Origin of the sequence: Polaribacter sp. (assembly GCF_036480315.1) — a bacterium.
Taxonomy (GTDB): Bacteria; Bacteroidota; Bacteroidia; order Flavobacteriales; family Flavobacteriaceae; genus Polaribacter.
In genome coordinates this window covers 83279-105267 of sequence record NZ_JAZGGG010000039.1, presented here as the reverse complement: position 1 = coordinate 105267, position 21989 = coordinate 83279, and the positions used below count along the sequence as shown (strand labels likewise).

At 29.6% G+C, this 21989-nt stretch carries 19 protein-coding genes; 6 read left to right on the top strand and 13 right to left on the bottom strand.

Features of this window, described 5'->3' with window-relative positions; all coding sequences use genetic code 11:
* Positions 1–354: 354 nt before the first annotated feature.
* From V3V28_RS08095 to V3V28_RS08085, 3 genes are read right to left on the bottom strand one after another with little or no spacing between them, the layout of a single operon-like run.
* Positions 355–2508: a UvrD-helicase domain-containing protein gene (locus tag V3V28_RS08095; protein ID WP_331364520.1), complete on the bottom strand. Its 2154-nt coding sequence runs from the start codon at positions 2506–2508 to the stop codon at positions 355–357.
* Positions 2508–2885, bottom strand: a complete 378-nt coding sequence (locus V3V28_RS08090; protein WP_331364519.1) for a hypothetical protein — start codon at positions 2883–2885, stop codon at positions 2508–2510. The genes V3V28_RS08095 and V3V28_RS08090 overlap by 1 nt, the downstream gene beginning before the upstream one ends.
* A complete protein-coding gene (locus V3V28_RS08085; RefSeq protein WP_331364518.1) occupies positions 2885–3235 on the bottom strand; it encodes a hypothetical protein in 351 nt (116 codons plus the stop codon). The genes V3V28_RS08090 and V3V28_RS08085 overlap by 1 nt, the downstream gene beginning before the upstream one ends.
* 297 nt (positions 3236–3532) lie before the next feature.
* On the opposite strand from V3V28_RS08085, the gene V3V28_RS08080 reads away from it, so the two are divergent.
* From V3V28_RS08080 to V3V28_RS08065, 4 genes are all read left to right on the top strand, one after another.
* Complete coding sequence (locus tag V3V28_RS08080) at positions 3533–4453, top strand: DUF368 domain-containing protein (RefSeq protein WP_331364517.1); 921 nt, start codon at positions 3533–3535, stop codon at positions 4451–4453.
* Positions 4454–4456: 3 nt separating this feature from the next.
* The gene (locus V3V28_RS08075; protein WP_331364516.1) at positions 4457–5464 is read left to right on the top strand and encodes a DUF368 domain-containing protein; all 1008 of its coding nucleotides are present in this window, start codon (positions 4457–4459) and stop codon (positions 5462–5464) included.
* Positions 5445–6197, top strand: coding sequence for a shikimate dehydrogenase family protein (locus V3V28_RS08070; protein WP_331364515.1), 753 nt, complete (start codon positions 5445–5447; stop codon positions 6195–6197). Before V3V28_RS08075 ends, V3V28_RS08070 begins: the two co-directional genes overlap by 20 nt.
* Before the next feature lie 96 nt (positions 6198–6293).
* The gene (locus V3V28_RS08065; RefSeq protein ID WP_331364514.1) at positions 6294–8192 is read left to right on the top strand and encodes a DUF349 domain-containing protein; all 1899 of its coding nucleotides are present in this window, start codon (positions 6294–6296) and stop codon (positions 8190–8192) included.
* 73 nt (positions 8193–8265) lie between these two features.
* On the opposite strand, the gene V3V28_RS08060 is transcribed toward V3V28_RS08065, so the two are convergent.
* Entirely contained in the window at positions 8266–9039 is a 774-nt protein-coding gene (locus tag V3V28_RS08060; RefSeq protein WP_331364513.1) for a zinc ribbon domain-containing protein, read from the bottom strand.
* Between the two features lie 2 nt (positions 9040–9041).
* The gene (locus tag V3V28_RS08055; protein ID WP_331364512.1) at positions 9042–10136 is read right to left on the bottom strand and encodes a Nif3-like dinuclear metal center hexameric protein; all 1095 of its coding nucleotides are present in this window, start codon (positions 10134–10136) and stop codon (positions 9042–9044) included.
* A 219-nt stretch (positions 10137–10355) separates the two neighbouring features.
* Between V3V28_RS08055 and lpxK the strand changes: the two genes are divergently transcribed.
* Together lpxK and V3V28_RS08045 are read left to right on the top strand one after the other, a co-directional pair.
* Positions 10356–11387 (top strand): tetraacyldisaccharide 4'-kinase, encoded by a 1032-nt coding sequence (gene lpxK, locus V3V28_RS08050; protein ID WP_331364511.1) that lies wholly within the window; start codon positions 10356–10358, stop codon positions 11385–11387.
* Between the two features lie 145 nt (positions 11388–11532).
* Positions 11533–12051 carry a thioredoxin family protein gene (locus V3V28_RS08045; protein ID WP_331364510.1) on the top strand — a complete coding sequence of 173 codons (519 nt, stop codon included), beginning with the start codon at positions 11533–11535 and terminating at the stop codon, positions 12049–12051.
* Positions 12052–12144: 93 nt separating this feature from the next.
* Here the strand turns inward: V3V28_RS08045 and V3V28_RS08040 are convergent, their stop codons facing one another.
* From V3V28_RS08040 to V3V28_RS08005, 8 genes are all read right to left on the bottom strand, one after another.
* Positions 12145–13245 carry an OmpA family protein gene (locus V3V28_RS08040; protein WP_331364509.1) on the bottom strand — a complete coding sequence of 367 codons (1101 nt, stop codon included), beginning with the start codon at positions 13243–13245 and terminating at the stop codon, positions 12145–12147.
* Positions 13246–13351: 106 nt separating this feature from the next.
* The gene (locus tag V3V28_RS08035; protein ID WP_331364508.1) at positions 13352–14251 is read right to left on the bottom strand and encodes a Ppx/GppA phosphatase family protein; all 900 of its coding nucleotides are present in this window, start codon (positions 14249–14251) and stop codon (positions 13352–13354) included.
* Between the two features lie 6 nt (positions 14252–14257).
* Positions 14258–14746 carry a SixA phosphatase family protein gene (locus V3V28_RS08030; RefSeq protein ID WP_331364507.1) on the bottom strand — a complete coding sequence of 163 codons (489 nt, stop codon included), beginning with the start codon at positions 14744–14746 and terminating at the stop codon, positions 14258–14260.
* Positions 14747–14780: 34 nt separating this feature from the next.
* On the bottom strand, positions 14781–15428 hold the full coding sequence (gene pdxH / locus V3V28_RS08025; protein WP_331364506.1) for a pyridoxamine 5'-phosphate oxidase: 648 nt from the start codon (positions 15426–15428) through the stop codon (positions 14781–14783).
* Positions 15429–15705: 277 nt separating this feature from the next.
* The gene (locus V3V28_RS08020) at positions 15706–18861 is read right to left on the bottom strand and encodes a type I restriction endonuclease subunit R (RefSeq protein ID WP_331364505.1); all 3156 of its coding nucleotides are present in this window, start codon (positions 18859–18861) and stop codon (positions 15706–15708) included.
* A complete protein-coding gene (locus V3V28_RS08015) occupies positions 18854–19873 on the bottom strand; it encodes a virulence RhuM family protein (protein ID WP_331364504.1) in 1020 nt (339 codons plus the stop codon). The genes V3V28_RS08020 and V3V28_RS08015 overlap by 8 nt, the downstream gene beginning before the upstream one ends.
* An 87-nt stretch (positions 19874–19960) precedes the next feature.
* Positions 19961–20422, bottom strand: a complete 462-nt coding sequence (tnpA, locus tag V3V28_RS08010; protein WP_331364503.1) for an IS200/IS605 family transposase — start codon at positions 20420–20422, stop codon at positions 19961–19963.
* 261 nt (positions 20423–20683) lie between these two features.
* Positions 20684–21988, bottom strand: a complete 1305-nt coding sequence (locus tag V3V28_RS08005) for a restriction endonuclease subunit S (RefSeq protein ID WP_331364502.1) — start codon at positions 21986–21988, stop codon at positions 20684–20686.
* Position 21989: the final 1 nt, after the last annotated feature.

The window sequence follows — 21989 nt, the reverse complement described above, 5'->3', positions numbered from 1 at the left end:
CTTTTTTTCTTTTAAAAGAGTCTCAATTTGAACTCTTTCTTTGCGTGTAAGTCGTCTATGTTTTTTTACTTCCATTTTACAAATCTATTATTTTAGATTTGTTGCGTTGAGTTATTGAATGGAGGTTTGTTTGTTTTAATTGCTGCTAACGTTTGGTATAAGATTAGTGCTGGTTAAAAATACAATAATTTTCGGTTTAGCACTTAGCGAAATTTTTTAAATTTTACCTTATTTTTCCGCTGATTGCAAAATTTGAAAAATTTTGCGGTCTTTGTAAATATGCCGAAACTTCGGTTAAACACTGACCTTAAGCATTAATTTTATACGCTGTTAGCCGCTGGCTTTACTATTTCATTATTCATTTTCTTGTTCAGTTCCGCAATATGGGCAAAACACAAACCCTTCATCAATTCTATTATTACATTTTTCACAAAGTAGAATTTGGTCAATTATAGATTTAAAAGGAATACTCGTTTTAAAAGTTAAATTATCAGGAATTTCTTTTAAAAAACTTGACTCATTTCCTTTTTCAGTTAATAAAAACAATTCATCTTTTGCTCTTGTAATTGCAACATAAAATAATCTTCTTTCTTCTTCAAGTAAAATATCGTGATTTGATTCTTTAATTACTTGATAAATTCTGTCTTCCATCCAAATATCTGGAAAACCTCCGTTTCCTTGAGTTAATCCGATAATAAATACGGCTTTTGCTTCAAGACCTTTTGATGAGTGAATTGTTTTTCCTGAAACTTTAATGTTTTCTTGCCAAAACCTTTTGGAATATGGTTGATACATTTTACTTCTTCGATATAGAAATAAAATATCTTCTTTTCGATAACCTTTTTTCTTTAATTGATTAACCTTATCAATTACATATTCAATATTTTCTGCTTCATTTTTCCCTGCATAAATACGAATTTTACTATTTGATTTTTTAGAAGATGTAATTTCTTTTTCGACCTTAAATTTATTGTGTTTTATAACTTCATTACTTGCTCCAACAATATTTTCAGTACTTCTATAATTCATACTTAATTTTATTGTTTCGGCATTTTTAAAATGTTTATTAAAGTTTACAATGTAATCTACATTAGAACCTCTAAATCCATAAATACTTTGCCAATCATCACCTACACAGAAAAGTTGATTATTGTCTGTGAGTAGAAGTTTAATTAATTCTACTTGAAGATTATTTACATCTTGAAATTCATCAACTAAAATATATTCATATTTTCTTCTAAATTTATCTGCTATTTCTTGATGATTTTTAAAAAGAGATATTGTTTTAATTATCATATCATTAAAATCGAGATATGATTTATTGGTACAATAAATTTTGTATTTGGAAATTATCGGAACTGCAAGAGTATAAAAATCTCGTACTCGTTCGTGTTGGTCTTTTTGTGATTTATTAAGAATAAATTCAGATGATAAATTTTCAACTTTTACCATATCGATAACACGCATAGTTTGTCTTAAAAAATCCTTTACTTCTTTATGATAATACTTAAATTCTTCTTCAAAAGATAAAGCACTTGTGTAATGATAATTTGCGGGTAATCTATTTTTAATTATTCTTTCGAGTACCAAATTAAATAGAGTAGTATCTTTTGTTTGAGATTCAAAGGTTTTTACTAAAAGTTTGTTTGCTTTTTTGAATTGAAGTTCTTTCCCTTTTGTAGGGTAACTTAAATCACTGACGTGTTCGAGATATAGATTTGCTTCAGGAATATAAAAGTCAGGTTTGAAATCAAAATCTCGAAAATTCACATTTGGCTCATATTCAAATTTAATACTATGCCTATAAAGCCAATCTGAAATATATTGTTCAGATTTTGAACGTACTTTTGTTCCGTTAAGTGAAGTGTAAAACTTCCCATCTTTTGGTAATGATATTTTTTTATTTTCGATATGGATTTTATCCACCATATAATCTAAAACATATCTTTTTAGATTTAGTAAATACTCATTTTCTTCACAGTTTTCAATTAAAATTTTATGTATTATTTCAAAAGAAGTTTCTGTAGCAGAAAACTTAGAGAAATCTTCATTAATAACTTTACTATCAGTTATTATTTTAAACTTATTGTCAAATTCATTTACTCCAAAATTTCTCATTATTCCATAACACAAACTATGAAAGGTTTTCAGAGTTAGATTGTCAATCCATCTGTGCTTTTTTGTAAAAAAATATCTTTCTGTACCTTTTTCTTTTGCAGTTTTGTTTTTGTCGGCAAGAATTTCAGCATAATCTTCTGTTTTATCTGCTGAAATTATTAATCTATCCAACATTTCATTTGCTGCATTTTTAGTAAATGTAATGGCTAAAATATTTGCTGGATTTATTCCTTTCTCTTCAATTAGATAAATCAATTTTTGAAGAAGTGTTTTTGTTTTTCCAGAACCTGCTCCTGCAAGAACTAACAATCTTTTATTTTCGCTAACAACTGCTTTTCTTTGGTTTTCATTTAACCCACTTAAATCTGTTTTAGTTTCTTGCATAGACATTAACTCTCTTGATTTTCATAGATTATTTTTTTCCCATAAGAAGTTATAGAGCCTTTCCCTCGTTGAAAACATTCTGTTAGAATTTCTAAATGATTAGTGTACTCTAATGCTTTAGTTAATAATTCTACTTCTTTTTCAGACCAAGATTCATATGCTCTGGCATATGTGATTCTTGAACTTACTATATATTCGGATAAGTTTTCATTTTTTTGAATACCAATTTCGTTAATTTTATCTTTTAGTTGCTGTATTGCGTTGTCAGATAATTTATTAAATGTTGCTTTATTGAAAAAATCTATTTCGCTCCAAGGTTGACTCTTTTTATTTCCTCGATTTGTTAAGTTTTTATCTATAAAATATTGAGAGAAAAAATCCATTAATTCTCCTCTTTTAATATTTCAGCATATTTCCCATAAAGTTGATGAGTTCTTATTTCTTCTTGATCTTTGAATTTTCTTTTTCCAAGAAAAAAACCTGAAACTCTACTATAAGTTGGTCTAATTGAATTAGATTTTAAAAGTTCTAAAACTTCATTTATTTCCTCTTCTTCAATTTCAACTTTTGAATAGTTGTTTTTTGTTCTTTTTAACTCATTTATCGCCATTTGTAATGCTCGAATTACTTCTCTTTCATTCAAAACGCTTTCATTTTCAATTAATTCTCCCGTTGTTGGTGAACATTCTGATGCTAATGCTTCTAAAATTTCTATGGTTTTAATTTTATCCATCTTTTGATTTATGTTCTATTTTTCGTGCTTGCGGCTAACTCCTTATATAGTTACTTTTACTGCCAATATTCCTTAAATAAGTCAGGATATGCAAACCTTTTTACTGCCGTTATCCCGTAAATATAATTTATTTTTTTTACTAAACTAAAACTGATGCAAATCATTTTAGACTAGTAAAAGAGCAGTTAATGAAGGTGTCTTTTTTTTAAGACTATTTACAAGTCAAATTAATTATGCTTTTCTACATCTTTCTCAAATTTCCATTATCTTCGTTTTTCAAAAAAAAGAAACTTTAAAATGGGTAGAAAGTTAAAAGACTATGTTGTTATTGGTTTAAAAGGAATAGCAATGGGTGCAGCAGATGTCGTGCCTGGTGTTTCTGGTGGTACAATTGCATTTATTTCAGGGATTTATGAGGAATTACTTACTTCTATTAGTGGTGTTAATTTAGATTTGTTTAAAACGTTAAAAAAAGAAGGACTAAAAGCTGCTTGGAAACAGGTAAATGCAAATTTTTTATTGGCATTATTTATAGGGATTTTTATCAGTATTGTTTCTTTAGCAAAAACAATAAAGTGGTTGTTAGAAAATGAACCAGTTTTGTTATGGTCTTTTTTCTTTGGGTTAGTTTTAGCAAGTATTATTTACATAGGTAAACAAGTAGAAAACTGGAATGTAAAAATTATTTTCTTATTTATTTTAGGAATTGCTTTTGGATATTTAATTACTGTGATTCCTTCGACAAATGTAGGAGATATTAATTACTTATTTTTAATTTTTGCAGGCGCAATTGCTTCTTGTGCTATGATTTTACCAGGGATTTCAGGATCTTATATTTTACTCTTAATTGGCGTTTATCCTATAGTTATGACTGCTATTACCACCAAGGGTTTTAAAATAATAAGTGCTGTTGGTGTTGGTGTAATTATTGGTTTACTTTCTTTCTCCAAACTATTAAAATGGCTTTTTGCTAATTATAAAAATGAACTACTAATTGTTTTAACAGGTATTATGTTAGGTTCTTTAAATAAAGTTTGGCCTTGGAAAGAAACTATTTCTACATATATAAATAGTCATGGAGTTACAAAACCTCTAGTAGAACAAAGTATTTCTCCATTTTCTTATAATGACGATCCTAAATTAATATTGGCAGTAATTTTAGCAATAGTTGGTTTTGCATTAATTTTATTAATGGAAAAATTAGCTGTTAAAAAATAGTAAATGCAAAGAGAAAGAACTTTTATTCAGAAAACATTCCTTTTTTTAAAAGGTTTGGCAATGGGCGCAGCAAATAAAGTTCCTGGAGTTTCTGGAGGTACAGTTTCTTTTGTTTTTGGATTTTATGAAGAATTAATTTATTCCTTTAGAAAAGTAAATTTTATAGCCTTTAAATTACTTATTAATGGACGTTTTAAAAGTTTTTATAGATATGTAAACGGACAATTTCTCCTTTTAATAATGGGAGGAAGTATCTTTAGTTATTTTAGCATTTCGCTGGTTTTAGATTTTTTTTTAGAGAATTATGAACTCTATGTTTGGAGTTGGTTCTTTGGGCTGATCATCGGTTCAATTTATTATATTGGAAAGGATTTCGGAGATTGGAATCGAAATAATATCCTTTCATTAATTATAGGAGCTTCTATTGGTATAGGGATTAGCTTTCTAACTCCAGCAACAGAAAATGACAATCTTTGGTTTGTTTTTATTTGCGGAATTATTGGTGTTTCTGGTATGACGCTTCCTGGTCTTTCTGGTTCATTTATTTTAATATTAATGGGAAACTATGTTCTGCTGTTAGTAGATTCTGTAAATGAATTGTTTCATATAATGACACGCCTTTTATCAGGAGATTTTAAAGTTTTATCAGATCCAATAAAAATAAGATATTTAAAAATAATTAGTGTTTTTACATTTGGTTCAGCATTTGGTTTGGTCTCAATATCTCATGTTTTAGGGTATGTTTTAAAACGATGGAATCAAATAGTAAATGCTGTAATTATAGGTTTTATAACAGGTTCTTTAGGTATTGTTTGGCCTTGGAAAAATGCTGTTTTTTTAAGTGATAAAGGAAATATACAATTAGATAAAAAAGGAAATAAAATTATAGAAAATTACCAACGGTTTATGCCAGATTTTAACAATTCAGAAACTTGGATTGCTGTTTTTTATATCTGTATTGGTATTGGTTTAATTTTAGCAATAGATTATTATGGAAGACAAAAAAAATAAACTTTTTGGTTTATTAGGGAAGGATATTTCTTACTCATTTTCTAGAGGTTATTTTACAGAGAAATTTAAAAATTTAGATTTTAAAAAGCATAAATATGTAAATTTTGATATTGAACAAATAGAAAAATTTCCATCAATTATTAAAAATGAAACCTTTTTAAAGGGTATTAATGTTACCATTCCTTATAAAGAAGAGGTAATGACTTATTTAGATAAGTTAAATAAAACGGCAAAAAAAATTGGTGCCGTAAATACTATTAAATTTACTAAAAGAGGAAACTTAAAAGGATATAATACTGATGTTTTTGGTTTTGAAAATTCTATAAAACCATTTTTAAAAAAACATCATAAAAGAGCTTTAATTTTAGGAACTGGTGGTGCATCTAAAGCAATTGCTTTTGCGCTTAAAAAAAATGATATTAAGTTTAAGTTTGTTTCTAGAAATCCACAAAAAAAGAAAGAAATCTCTTATCAGGATTTAACAAAAGAAGTTATTGAAAAATATCATGTAATCATAAATTCCACACCAGTTGGCACTTCTCCATATATAGATAAATCTCCAAATATTCCATATCAGTTTTTATCAGATAAACATTTATTGTTTGATCTTGTTTACAATCCAGAAATAACTGCTTTTTTAGCAAAAGGAAAAGAAAAAGGGGCGGCAATAAAAAACGGATATCAAATGTTAGAACTTCAAGCAGAAGAATCTTGGCGAATTTGGAATAAATAATAAGTAATTAAGCTTTTAAGAGTAAGATGATTTGTAAATGCTAGTAGATGTTACTATCTTTATAGACTATTATTATGGACCTTAAACATTGTAGATATGTTAGATAAAAATGAAGAAAACGTTGAAAAAGCGGTAGATAAAGTTGAAGAAGTTATCAGTAAAACTTCTAAAGATACTGTTGAAGAAGAAACAGTAAAAGAAAATGTAGTAGATGAAACTACTGCTGCTGTTGATGAAATAGAGAAGTCTGTTGCAGAAGATGCTGAAAATGATTCAGAAAAAGAAGATGAAGTTTCTGAAGTAGATTATACAGAATTGTCTTTAGAAGAATTAGTTACAGAGCTTAATAAAACAATTTCAAACAATCCTGTTAATAAGATAAAGAGGCAAGTTGACGGAATTAAAAATGCTTTTAATCAACAGTTCGGAGCATTATTAGCCGAAAAGAAAGCTGCTTTTTTAGAAGAAGGAGGAAATTCTATTGATTTTCAATTTTCTAGTCCAATAAAATCTGAATACAATAAACTACTTTCTGAACATAAAAAACAACGTGATGAGTTTTACGGTGATTTAGACAAGCAGTTAAAAGATAATTTAGAAAAAAGATACACAGTTATAGAAAGCTTAAAAGATTTAATACAGAATGCAAATACTGCAACCATGTATAAAAGCTTTAAAGAATTACAAGATACTTGGCGTTCAATTGGTCCAGTTTCTAAAACAAAATATAATGATACTTGGAAAATTTATCATCATCATGTAGAGCGTTTTTATGATTTATTACATTTAAGTAATGATTTTAGAGATCTAGATTTTAAACACAATTTAGATGAAAAATTAAAAATTATTTTAAAAGCAGAAAAACTTGCTGAAGTAAGTGATATTAATGTTGCTTTTAAAGAATTACAAGATTTACATAAAACTTGGAAAGAAGATATAGGACCCGTTTCTCAAGAAATGAGAGAAGTGGTTTGGCAAAAATTTAGTGCAGTTACAAAAGTTATTCATGATAAGCGTCATGAACATTTTCGTGAAATGCGTTCTAAATACCAAGAAATTATTGATAAGAAATTAGAAATTGTAGCTCAGATTAATGCGTATGATACTTCTAAAAACAGTTCTCATAACGATTGGCAAAGAAGTATAAAAGATATTGAAGCATTAAGGCAACAGTATTTTAATGAAGGTAAGTTGCCATATTCTAAAAGTGAAGACATTTGGCAAAAATTTAAAGGAGCTACAAAGAAATTTAATAGCGAAAAGAATGTTTTTTACAAACAAGAAAAAGGAGGTCAGCAAGATAATTTAAAGAAGAAAATAGCTTTAATTGAGCTTGCAGAATCTTTAAAAGAAAGTGAAGACTGGGAAGTTGCAACAAATACTTTGAAAAAAGTACAAGCAGATTGGAAAGAAATAGGACATGTACCACGTAAATTTTCTGATGACATTTGGAAACGTTTTAAAGCTGCGTGTAATCATTATTTCGATCGTTTTCACCAACAAAAAAATGCAGTTAGTAAAGAACAACAGGAAATTGTTGATGCAAAAAAATCTTTTCTAGAAGCATTAAAAGAAGTTACAGATTCTACAAAAGAGAGTGTTTTAGAAGCAATTAGTAAATGGAGTGATTTAGGTGTTTTACCTAGAAATGTTCGTCATTTAGAAGGTAAATTTAACAAACAAGTAGATAGAATGTTAGATGGCTTATCTTTAGATAAGAAAGAAATTTCTATGTTAAAATTTACAACACTAGTAGATGGATTGGCAGTAAACAATGATGTTAGAAAATTAGATTATGAACAAATGTTTGTTAGAAAAAAGATTGATGAAGTTGTTAAAGAAATGCAACAATTAGAAAACAATCTTGGTTTTTTCTCTAATGCTAAAGCAGACAATCCGCTTGTTGTAAATGTAAGAAATAGAGTAGAAGAGTTTAAAGTAGATTTAACTATTTGGAAAGAAAAATTAAGCTACATTAAAAAGTTAGATTATTAATTTAACAATCTATATAAAACAAAAAACTCGAAGCTTTAGCTTCGAGTTTTTTTATGAATTTATTATTCTTGAATTAAGAAAATAATTTATCAATTTTTTCTTTTTCTTCATCAGCTAAAGCAGCATCAACTAAAATACGACCACTATGTTCGTCTATAGTAATTTTCTTTCTGTTTGCTATTTCTAATTGAACTTGTGGTGGAATTGTAAAGTAAGAACCACCAGAAGCGCCACGTTCTATTGCAACAACTGCTAGACCATTTTTAACTTTAGTTCTAATACGAGAATATGCAGAAAATAAATGACCTTCTAGCAATTTAGCGTACTCTTCGGATTTTTCAGATAAAAGTTTTTCGTCTTTTTCTGTTTCTTTTAAAATAGCATCTAATTCAGCTTTCTTATGGCCTAAATGTTTGTCTTGTTTTGCTAACTTTTCTTTAGTAGCATCAACAACTACCATTTTTTGAGTAATTTTAGCTTTGTACTCGTTAATTCTTTTTTCTGCTAATTGAATTTCTAATTCTTGAAATTCAACTTCTTTAGATAAAGAATCAAACTCTCTGTTATTTCTAACTTTCTGTTGTTGCTCGTCGTATTTTTTCATTAACCCGTTAGATTCTTCTATCGCTAACTTTTTGTTATTGATATCTGTTTCTAAATTAGCAACATCTTGCTCTAAATTAGCAACTCTAGTATTTAATCCGGCAACTTCATCTTCTAAATCTTCAACTTCTAAAGGTAATTCACCTCGTACGTTTCTAATATCATCAATTCTAGAATCAATTAACTGTAAGTCGTATAACGCTCTTAATTTTGCTTCAACCGAAACTTCTTTCTTCTTTGCCATGTTTATATATAGTAAATAGGATTTGTACTTTTTTCTGATAAAATGACTGCAAAATTAGTGAATTTTTTCGTAAGATAATCAACCAAAAGGTTTTTTGTAAACTGTTCGCTTTCATAATGCCCAATATCGGCTAATAAAATGCTGTTTTCTGCCGTAAAAAACTCATGATATTTAAAGTCTGCGCTCACATAAGCGTCTGCACCCGCACTTTTTGCGTTCGCAATTGCAAAACTACCAGAGCCGCCCAAAACGGCTACTTTTTTTATTTTTTTATTGATAAAGTTAGAATGACGAACACAATCTGTTTTCATTGTCTTCTTTAAAAATAGTAGAAATGCTGATTCTTCCATTTCTACAGAAAGTTCACCAATCATTCCCATTCCAATATCTTGATGCACATTTTCTGTAGTAAATAACTCGTATGCAACTTCTTCATAAGGATGATTCTCGTGCAAGGCATTTAAAACACTTTTCTCATTTTTACTTTCAAAAACAACAGAAATTCTTATTTCTTTTTCTGTGTGCAATTTTCCTTTTTCACCTAAAACAGGGTTTGAATGTTCATTTCCTCTATACGTTCCTTCACCTTCAATATTAAATGAACACTGATCATAATTACCAATATTTCCTGCCCCAGCTGCAAAAAGTGAATTTCTTAAAACGTCAGCACTCTTTTTAGGAACATAGGTAGTTAATCTTTTTATAATTCCTTTTTTGGGAATTAGAATTTTTTGATTTGTTAAACCCAAAACTTCACACATTTTAGCAGAAACTCCGTTTTTAGAATTGTCTAAAGCAGTATGTGTTGCATAAATTGCAATATCATTTTTTATGGCTTTTAAAACAACACGTTCTACATATGAATTACCGTTTAGTTTTTTTAACCCACTAAAAATAATAGGATGGAAACTAACAATTAAATTGCAGTTTTTAGCAATAGCTTCATCAACAGTTTCTTCTAAAGTATCTAGAGTAACTAATACATTTGTAAGTTTTGTATTGTATTTGCCAACAAGTAAGCCAGCATTGTCAAAACTTTCGGCATACTTTAAAGGTGCTAATTCCTCTATATAATTGGTAATGTTTTTTATTGTCATTTTTGAATATATTGAAAATCAAAGTTAACATTTTTAAACGAAAAATTGTTTCGAAGTTTTACTTCGAATTTCATTTAATATGTCTTTCTCGTGAAAACGGGGATCACAATAATAGAATTTTTACTTTTTACAGTTATTAAAAATATAAATCAAAAAATATTTTTTTTGTATAAAACTATTTAATGTTTTAAGAAATTCTTTTATTGTATTTTTACGTTGATGAAATTTATTCGTTTTTTACTCTTTCCTTTTGCTATTATTTACGATTTGATAACCTCAATTCGTAATTCTTTTTTTAATGTAGGTATCTTCAAACAAACATCGTTTAAGCTGCCAATTGTAGTTGTTGGTAATTTAAGTGTAGGAGGAACCGGTAAAACACCTCAAATAGAGTATTTAATCCGTTTATTAAAAGATATTTATAAGATTTCTGTATTAAGTAGAGGTTATAAGCGTAAAACGGATGGATTTGTTTTATTAAATAGTTCGCATTCTGCTGAAAATGTTGGGGATGAGCCTTTACAATATTATAAAAAGTTTAAAAATATTAATGTTGCTGTAGATGCTAATAGAGTAGCAGGTATTCAGAATTTATTGATTCATAAATCTCCAGAAGTTATTTTATTAGATGATGCTTTTCAACACAGAAAAGTAAAAGGAAGTTTTTATATTTTACTTACAAAATACAACGATTTATTTGTTGATGATTATTTATTGCCAACAGGAAATTTGCGTGAAAGTAGCAAAGGAGCAAATCGTGCGGATATAATTTTGGTAACAAAATGTCCTAAAAACTTAAGTAAAGAAGAGCAGAGTTCTATAAAGGAAAAACTTAAGAAATACCATAAAGGGGTTTATTTTACTACTATTTCTTATGCTGAAAAATTAGCTGGTAGTCATCAACTTTCCATGGATGAATTAAAAGAATACGAAATATTGTTGATTACAGGAATTGCAAACCCAAAACCATTAACAGATTTTTTATCGGATAAAGAAATTCGCTTTCAGCATTTAAAATTTGCAGATCATCATCATTTTTCAAACAAAGAAATTAATTCAATTCAGCATGAAATTGAAACTATAAAAGCATCTAAAAAGTTAATTCTAACAACAGAAAAAGATTATGTTAGATTAGAAGAAAAACTTAAAGAAGTTTCTTTTTTAAGTATTGAAACTACATTTTTAGATAATTCCGGTAGTTCGTTTAATTCTTTGGTTAAGAATCATATACAACAAAACCAACGCTGTTAGAAGGTTGGCTTGTCTTTTTTTGATTTTTGTTAGCATATATCTTTTCAGATTACTTAACATTAATAAGACACGCAATTTCTTGTAAAGTCACAGCTCAATTTTTTATTTGGTATTATTTTTGATACTTTTGAAGAAACAAGTATATATGAAAAAAAGTATAATCAGTTTTGCAGTATGTTTTTTCTTAACAGGAAACGTTTTTTCGCAAAGAGAATTTGTTGGTGATGAACAAATTGTTGAAGAAAAAGTGGTTGAAGAGAAAATGGTTGAAGAGGAAGAAGTTGTGCTTGCTTGGGAAGCTAATTTTAAACAAGCTTTAAGAAAATCAAAAAAAGAAAAGAAACCTATTTTAATCTATTTTACTGGTTCAGATTGGTGTGGACCATGTAAAGTTTTAGACAAAAAATTATTTCATACGGATAAGTTTAAAGGACTTGCTGATAAAGATTTAATTTTATATGAAGCAGACAATCCAAGAAATAAAGGGTTAGTTGATTCTTATAAATTAAAAGAGAATCTTAAACTAATTAGAAAATACAATGTAAAATCGTATCCAACTTTAGTTTTAGTAAATCATAAAGGAAAAATGATTGGGTATAAAAAAGGATTAATTCTTACTGAATATTATTACCCTTTTATACAATCAGTGATAGAAAACTATTAAGTAGTACAAAAATATAAGCATAAAAAAACCGAAGTAATTTAAAATTACTTCGGTTTTCTTTTATTTTAAACTCTTTTTAAAAAGTAATAACTCTTATTTTGAGTTGATTACTCTAAAAGTAGTTCTTCTGTTTGCTCTGTGTTCTGCTTCTGTACAAGAAACTCCATCAGAACATCTGTTAGTTAATCTAGACTCTCCAAAACCGTTTCCAGTTAATTGGCTAGCGTTAACACCTTTTGAGATTAAGTAGTTAGTTACTGCTTGTGCTCTTCTTTCAGATAAATCTTGATTACTTTCTTTAGTTCCTCTCATGTCTGTATGAGACTCAATTGCAACAGAGATACCATCTTTTAAGATTGGTAATAATCTAGCGTCAATAATTCTTTTAGCTCCAGAAGTTAAAGTAGCACTTGCTAAATTCCAGTTAATTGGTAATGGAGTATTGTTTACTAATTTACATTCAACTTCTTTCCAGGTAGTTAAACCACCTTTGCTAACTAAAACTTCTTTAGTAACTGTTTTGTATTTTGCTGCTACAGTTACTGCTTCTTGCCAAGCATCTTTTACTAAAACCACTTTTTTGATAGACCCATATTCAGCAGGAATATCAATAGTTTTTGTTGTTGGAGGTGTAACTAATACTCTTTTAGTATATGTTTTATCATAACCAGGAACTGGCGTAGAAACAGTGTTTGCATCTACATTTAATTTAGTTAATGGTACAGTTACAAATTGTGCTGGTACTGGCTTATAACACCAATATCTACAATCGTTAGGGTCACTAGATTCACAATCAGGAGCTTTTTCACTCATTTCCCAATTAGCAGAAGCTGCTTTTGTTTCAATTGTTTGAGAGTCAGAAGAAAAAGTAGCTCTTACTGCTCTTAACTTGTTAGCATCTTCTTTTGCCGTATATGAAACAGTTTTTGTTTCCCAAACAGCAGCAACAGCAACTAAACGTGTACCTGCTTCTTTTGTTAATACTCTTTCAGTTACAGTTTTGTACTCCGCTGGGTGTGTTACAATTTTTTTGTATGCAGGTGCAATTTCAATTGTTACATCTTCGTTTTTCCAAACTTCTGGAGTTTTACAATTTACATAACATTTTCCTGGTTCAGGGTTAGTTGGTAAGTCTTGCCCAAAAGCAATTGCGCCAAACATTAAGAATGCTCCGCTTAATAAAATTTTTTTCATATTTACTTTGTTTTGATTATATGTTAGTGTGACACTTCAATATCTAAAAAGTCACAAGGCAATTTACAAAAAAAATAAGAAAACGTTAAGAAAATGTTAATGAATATTATAATTTATTATAAAAAAGATTTTTAATAATACCATCTGAAAGTCCAATTTTTGGTACATAAATTTTTCTTGCACCACTCCATTTCATTGCCGATAAGTAGATTTTTGTGGCAGGAATAATAACATCTGCTCTATCTGGATTTAAACTTAATTCAGACACTCTTTCATCAAAAGACATTTGTTTTAAAAATTGATATTGAGCATTTAAATAAATGAAAGAAATTGGTTTTCCTTCTGTTCTACCAGACATTTTAAATAATTTGTTTATGTTTCCGCCAGAACCTATTAAAGAAACTCTTTTTAGATCTTGGGTGTTTTTTTTAATCCATTTTTCAACATTAGAAAACATCTCTTTATTAACAGATTTTTTGTTGTTTAATAAACGAACAGTACCCATTTTAAAGGATTTTGAAGTAATAATTCTTCCTTTAGAAAAAATAGTAAACTCTGTACTGCCACCACCAACATCTACATATAAATAAGAATTATCTCCTTCTATTAATTGACTTAAGTCTGTTGAAGAAATAATAGCAGCTTCTTCTTTTCCGCCAATAATATCAATTTTAACACCAGTTTCAGTTAGAATTTTTTCAACAACTTCTATACCGTTAGATGCTTCTCTCATTGCAGAAGTAGCACATGCTTTGTAGCGTTCTACTTTATGAACCTTCATTAGAAGTTTAAAAGCTTCCATGGCATTTACCATTCTGGTAATATTTTCTTCACTAATAATACCTTCTCCTACAAAAGAATCTGCTCCTAAACGAATTGGTACCCGCACTAATGAAGATTTTTTAAATTGAGGGTCTTTATCTTCTTCAACAAGTACGTTAGATATTAATAATCTAATTGCATTAGATCCAATGTCAATTGCGCCGTATTTTTTTATTTCTAACAAACTAAATTATTTATGATTTTTAGGAAATTCAACCAGAAAAGTTTTTCCTTTTTTAATATTTTTCCAATGCTTCTCATCGAACTTTATACCGATTACACCACAAGTAGCTACATGTGCAATAGGTGTGTTGCCAAACTTGTTTACAAAAGAATTTATACCATGATCATGACTAAAAATTATTGCAGAATTAAAACCGTCATCTAATGCGTTTACTGTTTTTACCAAATAACCATCACTAAAACTATATAACTGTCTTTTAATTTGAAGATTTGCTAACGGGTATTCGAAATTTTCACAAAAAATAATTGAAGTATGTAAAGCTCTATTTGCGCTACTGGATATAAAAACGTCTGGTCTATCAATTTTTTTAGATAGCGTTTTAGACATTAAATAAGCATCTTTAATACCGCGTTTTTTTAAAGGTCTATCAATATCTTCAATTCCGGAGTAATTCCAAGAAGATTTTGCATGTCTAACAATGTATAAAATTTTCATTTATCTATATTAAAAGATATGTAAATATAAATATTTATGGCGCCAATCTTTCTACTTTCCAAGAAAAATCTTTTGCTAATGTAAATCTTATTCTATCGTGCATTCTATTAGGTCTTCCTTGCCAAAATTCAATAGAAATTGGTTTTATTAAATAACCTCCCCAATGTTCTGGACGTGAAATTTCTTCTCCTTCGAATTTTTTTTCAAAGGTTGATAAATTTTCATCTAATACTTCTCTAGATTTTACAACGTTACTTTGGTCAGAAGCCCAAGCGCCTAATTTACTTCCGTCTGGTCTAGAATCAAAATAACCGTCTGATAAGTTTTTAGCTAACTTTTCTGCTTTTCCTTTAATAATAATTTGTTGCTCTAAAGCTGGCCAAAAAAACGACAAACAAATATTATTGTTTGCTTCTATAGCTTTTCCTTTTTCTGAATTGTAGTTGGTATAAAAAATATAACCTTCCCAAGTAAATTTTTTTAAGAGTACAACTCTACTTTTTGGGAAACCGTCTTTGCCAATTGTAGAAACTGTCATTGCATTGGTTTCGTCTACAGATTCTGATGCTTCTGCATTTCTAAACCATGTTTGAAACAATTCCATTGGGTTTTCTGGACAATTACTTTCTAGAAGTTCTTGTTTCTCGTAAGATTTTCTATAATTACTTAAGTCTTTCTGCATTACTCTATTTAAAAAATTTGTTATCGTGTTTGTATATGGTTTGTTGCGTGTTTTTAGTACTAAAGTTAATAAATAAATCACAGATATAAAGCCTGTGAGAACTTTGGTAAGTAAGCAAAAACTAGCAATAAATTATATACGGTGTTGCCTGCTGGCTTTTCTTTTCACAAACTTGCTAGCGTTTGCAGAAGACATACTCTTTTGCAATTTTTGGCTCGTATGGTGACTTTAGCGAATTGCAAATGTGTATGGCTTTATGCGTTGGCTATTCACACGGTTAATATTCCTTTGTAAATAGTTCCGCTAATGATTCTCCTTGTGCTAAAACTCGGTCAGCTTCTAATTTCGCCAAGTCTGGTGGATAACCATATCGCATTAATATTTTCTTTACTGTTAATCTTAACTTTGCTCTTACATCATCTCGTTTACTCCAATCTACGGTAGCATTTTTTCTGATTACATCAACTATCGTATGAATTAGTTCCTTCATCTTATCATCATCTAAGAAACTGGTTGATTTGTTTTCGTTTAAAACACTATAAAAAGCATATTCGGCTGGTGTTAAACCTAATTGTTCAGACTTATTATCTTCCAAACGCATTTCTTTGGCTATTTCCGAAAGTTCTGCTAACACTTGTGCCGAATCTATTTGATTATTGTGATAACGCTTTACAACTGACTCTAACATTTCTGAAAATTTCTTTCCTTGTGCTATGTTTTTTGATTTACGAACTCGAACTTCATCACTCAATAATTTTTTAAGCAATTCAAAAGCAACATTTTTCTGTTGCATATTTTTTACTTCCAATAAAAACTCATCTGATAAAATACTTACAGATGGTTTACTTATACCTGCGGCTTCAAAAATATCAATTACGCCACCACTTGATAAGGCTTCATCTACAATTTGCTTAATGGCTGTTTCTACTTCAAAATCTGATTTTACTCCGCTTCCTGTAAACTTATTTATTCTTGCTTTTACGGCTTGAAAAAATGCAATTCCAGCTTTTATTTTATCTGCATCTGGACTTGGAATTGACATTGCAAATAGTTTTGAAAGTAACGTTACTTCTTTTAAAAATCGTTCTTTCAATTTTATATCTGATAAGATAAAGTTTTGAGCACCCAATAAAACTTGTAATTTCTTTGCAACATCAACTTTGAAATAGGCTTTAAAATCAAAGCCTTGATTTTGCAGAAACATTTGTTCTACAATTTCAAATTTCTCTTTCATTCCTGCAATCGCTTCTTTTATATCAACTACTGGCGAACCTTCTCCGCCACATTGTATATAAGTTGCCATTGCGTTTCTAAGGTCTTGACCAATGCCGATATAATCAACTACTAAACCTCCTGGTTTATCTTTGTAAACTCTGTTTACTCTTGCTATGGCTTGCATCAAATTTGCTCCTTGCATCTTTTTATCAATATACATTGTGTGCAAACTTGGTGCATCAAACCCTGTCAACCACATATCACGAACAATGACTAATTTTAAACCATCATTAGCATCTTTCATTCGTACTGCTAATTCCTTTCTTTGGTTTTTTGTAGTATGGTGTGGTTGAAACAATTCTGGGTCATCTGACGTGCTTGTCATTATGACTTTTATTGTTCCTTTGTCTAAATCATCATTATGCCATTCGGGTTTTAGTGCAACAATTTCGTTATATAGTTTTACACAAATATTTCGTGTCATTCCTACAATCATTGCTTTTCCTTCAAAAACTGTTTGTCTTGCTTCAAAATGCGAAACCATATCTTTGGCAACATCTTTTACACGGTCTGGATGACCAACAACCGAATCAATAGTTGCGGTTTTCTTTTTGGCTTTTTCTATTTGGTCTTCTGTAGCATCTGAAATATCATTAATTTCATCATCTAATTTTTTAGCCGTCTGCTCGTCTAATTTAATTTTAATTAATCGAGATTCGTAACTAATAGGAACTGTTGCTCCATCATCTACCGCTTGTTTTATATCATAAACATCTATATAATCGCCAAAAACTGCTGGCGTAGATTTATCTTCTTTTTCTATGGGTGTTCCTGTAAAACCAATGTAAGAAGCATTTGGCAAACCATCACGTAAATATTTTGCATTTCCGTAACGGATTTCAGAGCCAATGATATTTCCTTCCTTGTCTTTTATCTCAACTTCTCGACCCGAAAAACCATATTGGCTACGATGTGCTTCATCTGCAACTACTACAATATTTGTTCTGTCTGATAAAGTATCATACACATTACCTTCTGTTGGAGCAAATTTTTGAATGGTTGTGAAAATCACGCCACCACCAGAAACTTTTAATAATTCTTTGATGTGTTTTCTGTCTTTTGCTTGTACAGGTGTTTGCCTTAATAAACCAACACAATTACCAAATGTTCCAAATAATTGGTCGTCTAAATCATTTCTATCTGTTAGCATTACAATGGTTGGATTTTCCATTTGCGGATGCGTAATAATCTGACCACTATAAAACACCATTGATAAAGACTTACCACTTCCTTGTGTATGCCAAACTACGCCAATCTTTCTATCTCCTTCTTTATTATTAGTCGCTCGTAATGTTTGGGTTACGGCTTTTTGTACGGCATAATATTGATGATAAGCAGCCACTTTTTTAATTTTTACTTGAGAAATCAAACCTGTTTTATCATCTTTTTTTTCTTCTTGCTCAAAAACGGTACAATAGCGAATTAACTCAACTAATGTTTTTTTGTTGAGCATATACTCAGCCAAGATTTGCAATTCTGTTCTTACTTCTCCTTTTAATTCTTTTGGTGTTCTCCAAGATAAAAAACGAGAAAATGGAGCAGATACACTTGATGTTGTGGCATCTATTCCGTCTGAAATTACACAAATAGCATTGTAGTAAAATATACTTGGTACTGCTTTTTTATAATTCTGTATTTGTGTGTAGGCTTTTCGTAAAGTTGCTTTTTCGTCTGATGCCGATTTTAATTCTACAAAAACCAAAGGCAAACCATTTATATAAATAACGACATCAAAACGTTTTTCGTTATTGTTTTCTTTTACTACTAATTGATTGACTACCCAAAAACTATTGTTCTCGGGGTTTTCTACATCTAATAAAGCAACATTAATACCTTTTGTTCTGCCGTCTTTGGTGTACTCTACTGTTACGCCATTGGTGAGTAAGGTATGGAAACGCTCGTTGTTTTCCATAATATCTTCTGTACCGAGATTGATTACTTTTTGATAGGCTTCAACTCTTGCAGATTCTGGTAGTGTTGGATTTAATTTTTTTAATGAATCTTTAAAATGCTGTTCTAAAATTACCGAACTAAAATTTTCACGTTGTGGATTGTCACTAATTGGCGAAATATCTGTACCGTTATAATACGTGTAACCTTGACCAATTAAGTGGTCAATGAATGATTGTTCGATGGTATTTTCGGTCAATTTAGTCATTTTGGTTGTCTGTTATTTTTTTAATCTCACGGTCAAAATCACTCTCAAATAATCTATCTTGAATTATTCTGTATTTTTCAAATTCTGTTTCTGCTTTTTCTTTGGCAATTTTTGTAGAAATATTACCACCATCTTGCAGTATTTCTCTTTCATCAAATTCTAAAAATTGATCAATTCTTTTTGCCCAATCTTGCATAGTCATTGGTATGTTTCTTTCGGCTCTGTTTTCTGCCAAGTCTAAAAATGCATTGACTATTCTACCTAATGATTCTAATTCTTTTTTGTTAAGGTAATTTTTAGCAATAGATACATCTGTTTTTATGATTTTACCGTCTGGTGAATTTTTCCAAGAGGTTAAACCCATTTTATCTTTACTACTATCTACTCTTTTATGAATAAGTTCAGGTGCAGTATGACCGTGAATACCAAAATGTAGTTTGTTTTGAACCTTTGCAAAAAATGCTCTGGTGGTTACCGCATCTTTATTATAATCGAGACTTGTAGCGTAAATATCGGTTACTTTTTGATAGAACTTACGTTCACTTAATCGTATTTCACGTATTTCGGCAAGTAGTTCTTCAAAATAATTTTCGTTAAGATACGAACCGTTTTCTAAACGTTTTTTATCTAACACAAAACCTTTAATGGAAAAGTCTTTAAGTATTTTGGTTGCCCATTGTCTAAACTGGGTTGCTCTAACAGAGTTGACACGGTAACCTACCGATATAATGGCATCTAAATTATAAAAGTTGGTATTGTAATTTTTACCATCACTGGCAGTTATTCGAAATTTTCGAATAACTGAATTTTCATCTGCTTCACCACTTTTAAATATCTCTTTTAAGTGATAATTTATAGTATTTGTTTCTACTGCAAACAATTCGCCCATTAATTTTTGAGAAAGCCAGATTGTTTCATCCTCATATCGTGCCTCAATACTGTTTTCGCCTGCTTGTGCCGTAAACATCAAAAACTCTGTGGTGCTATTTCGTATTAGTTTGTTTTTCGCCATAATATTAATCATTTACTGCTCCAGTGGAGCATTACCTTTGTAGCAATTTAATTGCGACAAACAAAATAGCACCATAGGTGCGACACATTAATCATTCCATTCAAATAAATATTTTTCATTATAATCGATTTCAAATTTCTCTAAAAAATTAATATATTCTTCTTTGAAAGTTGTTTTTCTATGGTGCTCTTTTTGGTTTAAAATATATTTTACCACATTATCAATTTGTGATTTTGAATAGGTAAACGCACCAAAACCTTCTTGCCAACTAAACTTACCTGCTATCCATTTATTCTCATTTATCCATTTTGATGAATTGGCTTTTATGTCTCTTGCTATATCAGAAATAGATATTGATGGATGTAATCCTATCAAAATATGTGTATGATCTGGATTGCAATATATAGCCAATGGTTTTGATTTTTTGTTACTTATTATACCACACATATATTTCTCTACTTTTTCACGTAGGGTTTCTGTAATAAGGTTTTGCCTGCCTTTTACAGCAAAAACTATTTGTACATATATTTGTGTGTAGGTATTTGGCATTTTATTATTTTGGTTTCACTCCTACGGAGTTTGGGGTGTTAGTGTTTGTGTCTGTTACAAAGGTAGCGTTCCTACGGAACTTATTAAATCTTGATTGCCCACTTTTTACAAAGGTTTCATCCCTATGGGATTGCTTATTATTTTTGCTCCATAGGAGCATTATCTTTGTAGCAATATAATTGCAATAAGCAGAACAGCACCATAGGTGCGACACCTTAATTGTTCCAAACGAATAAATAGTTTTCATATTCATTTTAAAAATCATAGTTCAGACATTTTTACCCGTAAACTACCACTCATTAATTTTGGTAATAATGTATCTCTTGTATTTTTTAGGGTTTTTATTTCGATATAGTTATGCTTTCTTTTTTCAAACAAAGGTTTTGCAATAGCATCAAATTTGATGTTTGTTTCTTTGTTTGGAATAATAAATTGACTTTCTTTTATTGATTGTGTTGATAGATTTACTTGTACACCACTATTTGCACGACCTCTTAAATTAGCAATAAAATGTTTGTCATTTGTTAATAGATACAGAAAAGGGTAATCAATATTAATATCATTTTTCACTCTAATTAAACCTACTCGTTGATTAACAATATATTCATTATCATAAATCATTAAAGCAGTATGACCTAATAATGAAATAGCATCTTTCATATCTGTCATACTCATTAATAAATCGCCATTTTTCAAAATGTATTTTGATAATTTCATTGCGTCCTCTCTTTTAAAGTAACTTTTTGTTTTATTTTGATTAAAACCACCACCTTTTTTAATATCACCCATTTTAAAAACTTTATAAGTGTTTTCTGTAGGTTCTTTTAGTAAATCTTTGCTTTTGAAAGCATAGCCATTTATAAATTCTATGACTTCCCCCAACTTCCCAACTCTCCAACCATCAGGTAACTCATCACCAATTTGGTATTTACCAAACCATTCTTTAAAAATAGTTTGTGCGGTGGTTTCTAAGGTTTTGTTTTGGGCTTGTAGGTTTTCTATTTTGTCGTCAAAAGCGGTTAGTATTTTTGCTATGGCGGTTTGTTCTTTTATTGGTGGGATTGTTAACTCTAACATTTCCAACATACTCTTAGTTAAAGCATTTCGTGTACCTCCAGAATTTGCCAAAATCAAAAGGTATCGTTTGTAAATTGGATTTAGCAAGTAATATTTTAAAAACGTAGGATTTAATTCTTGTTTTACAGTTCTTAAAATTGAAACGTGTTGATTTACTCTTGCAGGCAATACTTCTTTTGGTACAGAACATACTCTTGCAACAGAGTCGCCAGTAATATTGATTAAAACATCATCATCGAAGATTTCTACATTACTTAATTTTGATGCTTGCTCGTCATCAATAAATGCCAACCCGTTATATGAAAAATCAAAATCTAATATATTCTGACTTCTTATAAGTGATATACCTTCTTTTTTGTATGCCTCATTTCCTCCTCTTGGTGTTGAACCACTTCCAATTTTCAAACAAACTTCTCCCAAAGTAGTTTCCACCCAACCATTCGGTATACTTCGACTACGCTCAGCAGAACTTTTATTATCTACACTCATC

What these genes read in the sequence shown, in the direction of transcription:
- V3V28_RS08055 (WP_331364512.1), bottom strand. Translation starts at nt 10,136, where the DNA reads ATGACAATAAAAAACATTACCAATTATATAGAGGAATTAGCACCTTTA.
- V3V28_RS08090 (WP_331364519.1), bottom strand. Translation starts at nt 2,885, where the DNA reads ATGGATTTTTTCTCTCAATATTTTATAGATAAAAACTTAACAAATCGA.
- tnpA (WP_331364503.1), bottom strand. Translation starts at nt 20,422, where the DNA reads ATGCCAAATACCTACACACAAATATATGTACAAATAGTTTTTGCTGTA.
- V3V28_RS08030 (WP_331364507.1), bottom strand. Translation starts at nt 14,746, where the DNA reads ATGAAAATTTTATACATTGTTAGACATGCAAAATCTTCTTGGAATTAC.
- V3V28_RS08005 (WP_331364502.1), bottom strand. Translation starts at nt 21,988, where the DNA reads ATGAGTGTAGATAATAAAAGTTCTGCTGAGCGTAGTCGAAGTATACCG.
- V3V28_RS08095 (WP_331364520.1), bottom strand. Translation starts at nt 2,508, where the DNA reads ATGTCTATGCAAGAAACTAAAACAGATTTAAGTGGGTTAAATGAAAAC.
- V3V28_RS08020 (WP_331364505.1), bottom strand. Translation starts at nt 18,861, where the DNA reads ATGACTAAATTGACCGAAAATACCATCGAACAATCATTCATTGACCAC.
- V3V28_RS08065 (WP_331364514.1), top strand. Translation starts at nt 6,294, where the DNA reads ATGTTAGATAAAAATGAAGAAAACGTTGAAAAAGCGGTAGATAAAGTT.
- V3V28_RS08040 (WP_331364509.1), bottom strand. Translation starts at nt 13,245, where the DNA reads ATGAAAAAAATTTTATTAAGCGGAGCATTCTTAATGTTTGGCGCAATT.
- pdxH (WP_331364506.1), bottom strand. Translation starts at nt 15,428, where the DNA reads ATGCAGAAAGACTTAAGTAATTATAGAAAATCTTACGAGAAACAAGAA.
- V3V28_RS08045 (WP_331364510.1), top strand. Translation starts at nt 11,533, where the DNA reads ATGAAAAAAAGTATAATCAGTTTTGCAGTATGTTTTTTCTTAACAGGA.
- V3V28_RS08075 (WP_331364516.1), top strand. Translation starts at nt 4,457, where the DNA reads ATGCAAAGAGAAAGAACTTTTATTCAGAAAACATTCCTTTTTTTAAAA.
- lpxK (WP_331364511.1), top strand. Translation starts at nt 10,356, where the DNA reads ATGAAATTTATTCGTTTTTTACTCTTTCCTTTTGCTATTATTTACGAT.
- V3V28_RS08015 (WP_331364504.1), bottom strand. Translation starts at nt 19,873, where the DNA reads ATGGCGAAAAACAAACTAATACGAAATAGCACCACAGAGTTTTTGATG.
- V3V28_RS08060 (WP_331364513.1), bottom strand. Translation starts at nt 9,039, where the DNA reads ATGGCAAAGAAGAAAGAAGTTTCGGTTGAAGCAAAATTAAGAGCGTTA.
- V3V28_RS08085 (WP_331364518.1), bottom strand. Translation starts at nt 3,235, where the DNA reads ATGGATAAAATTAAAACCATAGAAATTTTAGAAGCATTAGCATCAGAA.
- V3V28_RS08070 (WP_331364515.1), top strand. Translation starts at nt 5,445, where the DNA reads ATGGAAGACAAAAAAAATAAACTTTTTGGTTTATTAGGGAAGGATATT.
- V3V28_RS08080 (WP_331364517.1), top strand. Translation starts at nt 3,533, where the DNA reads ATGGGTAGAAAGTTAAAAGACTATGTTGTTATTGGTTTAAAAGGAATA.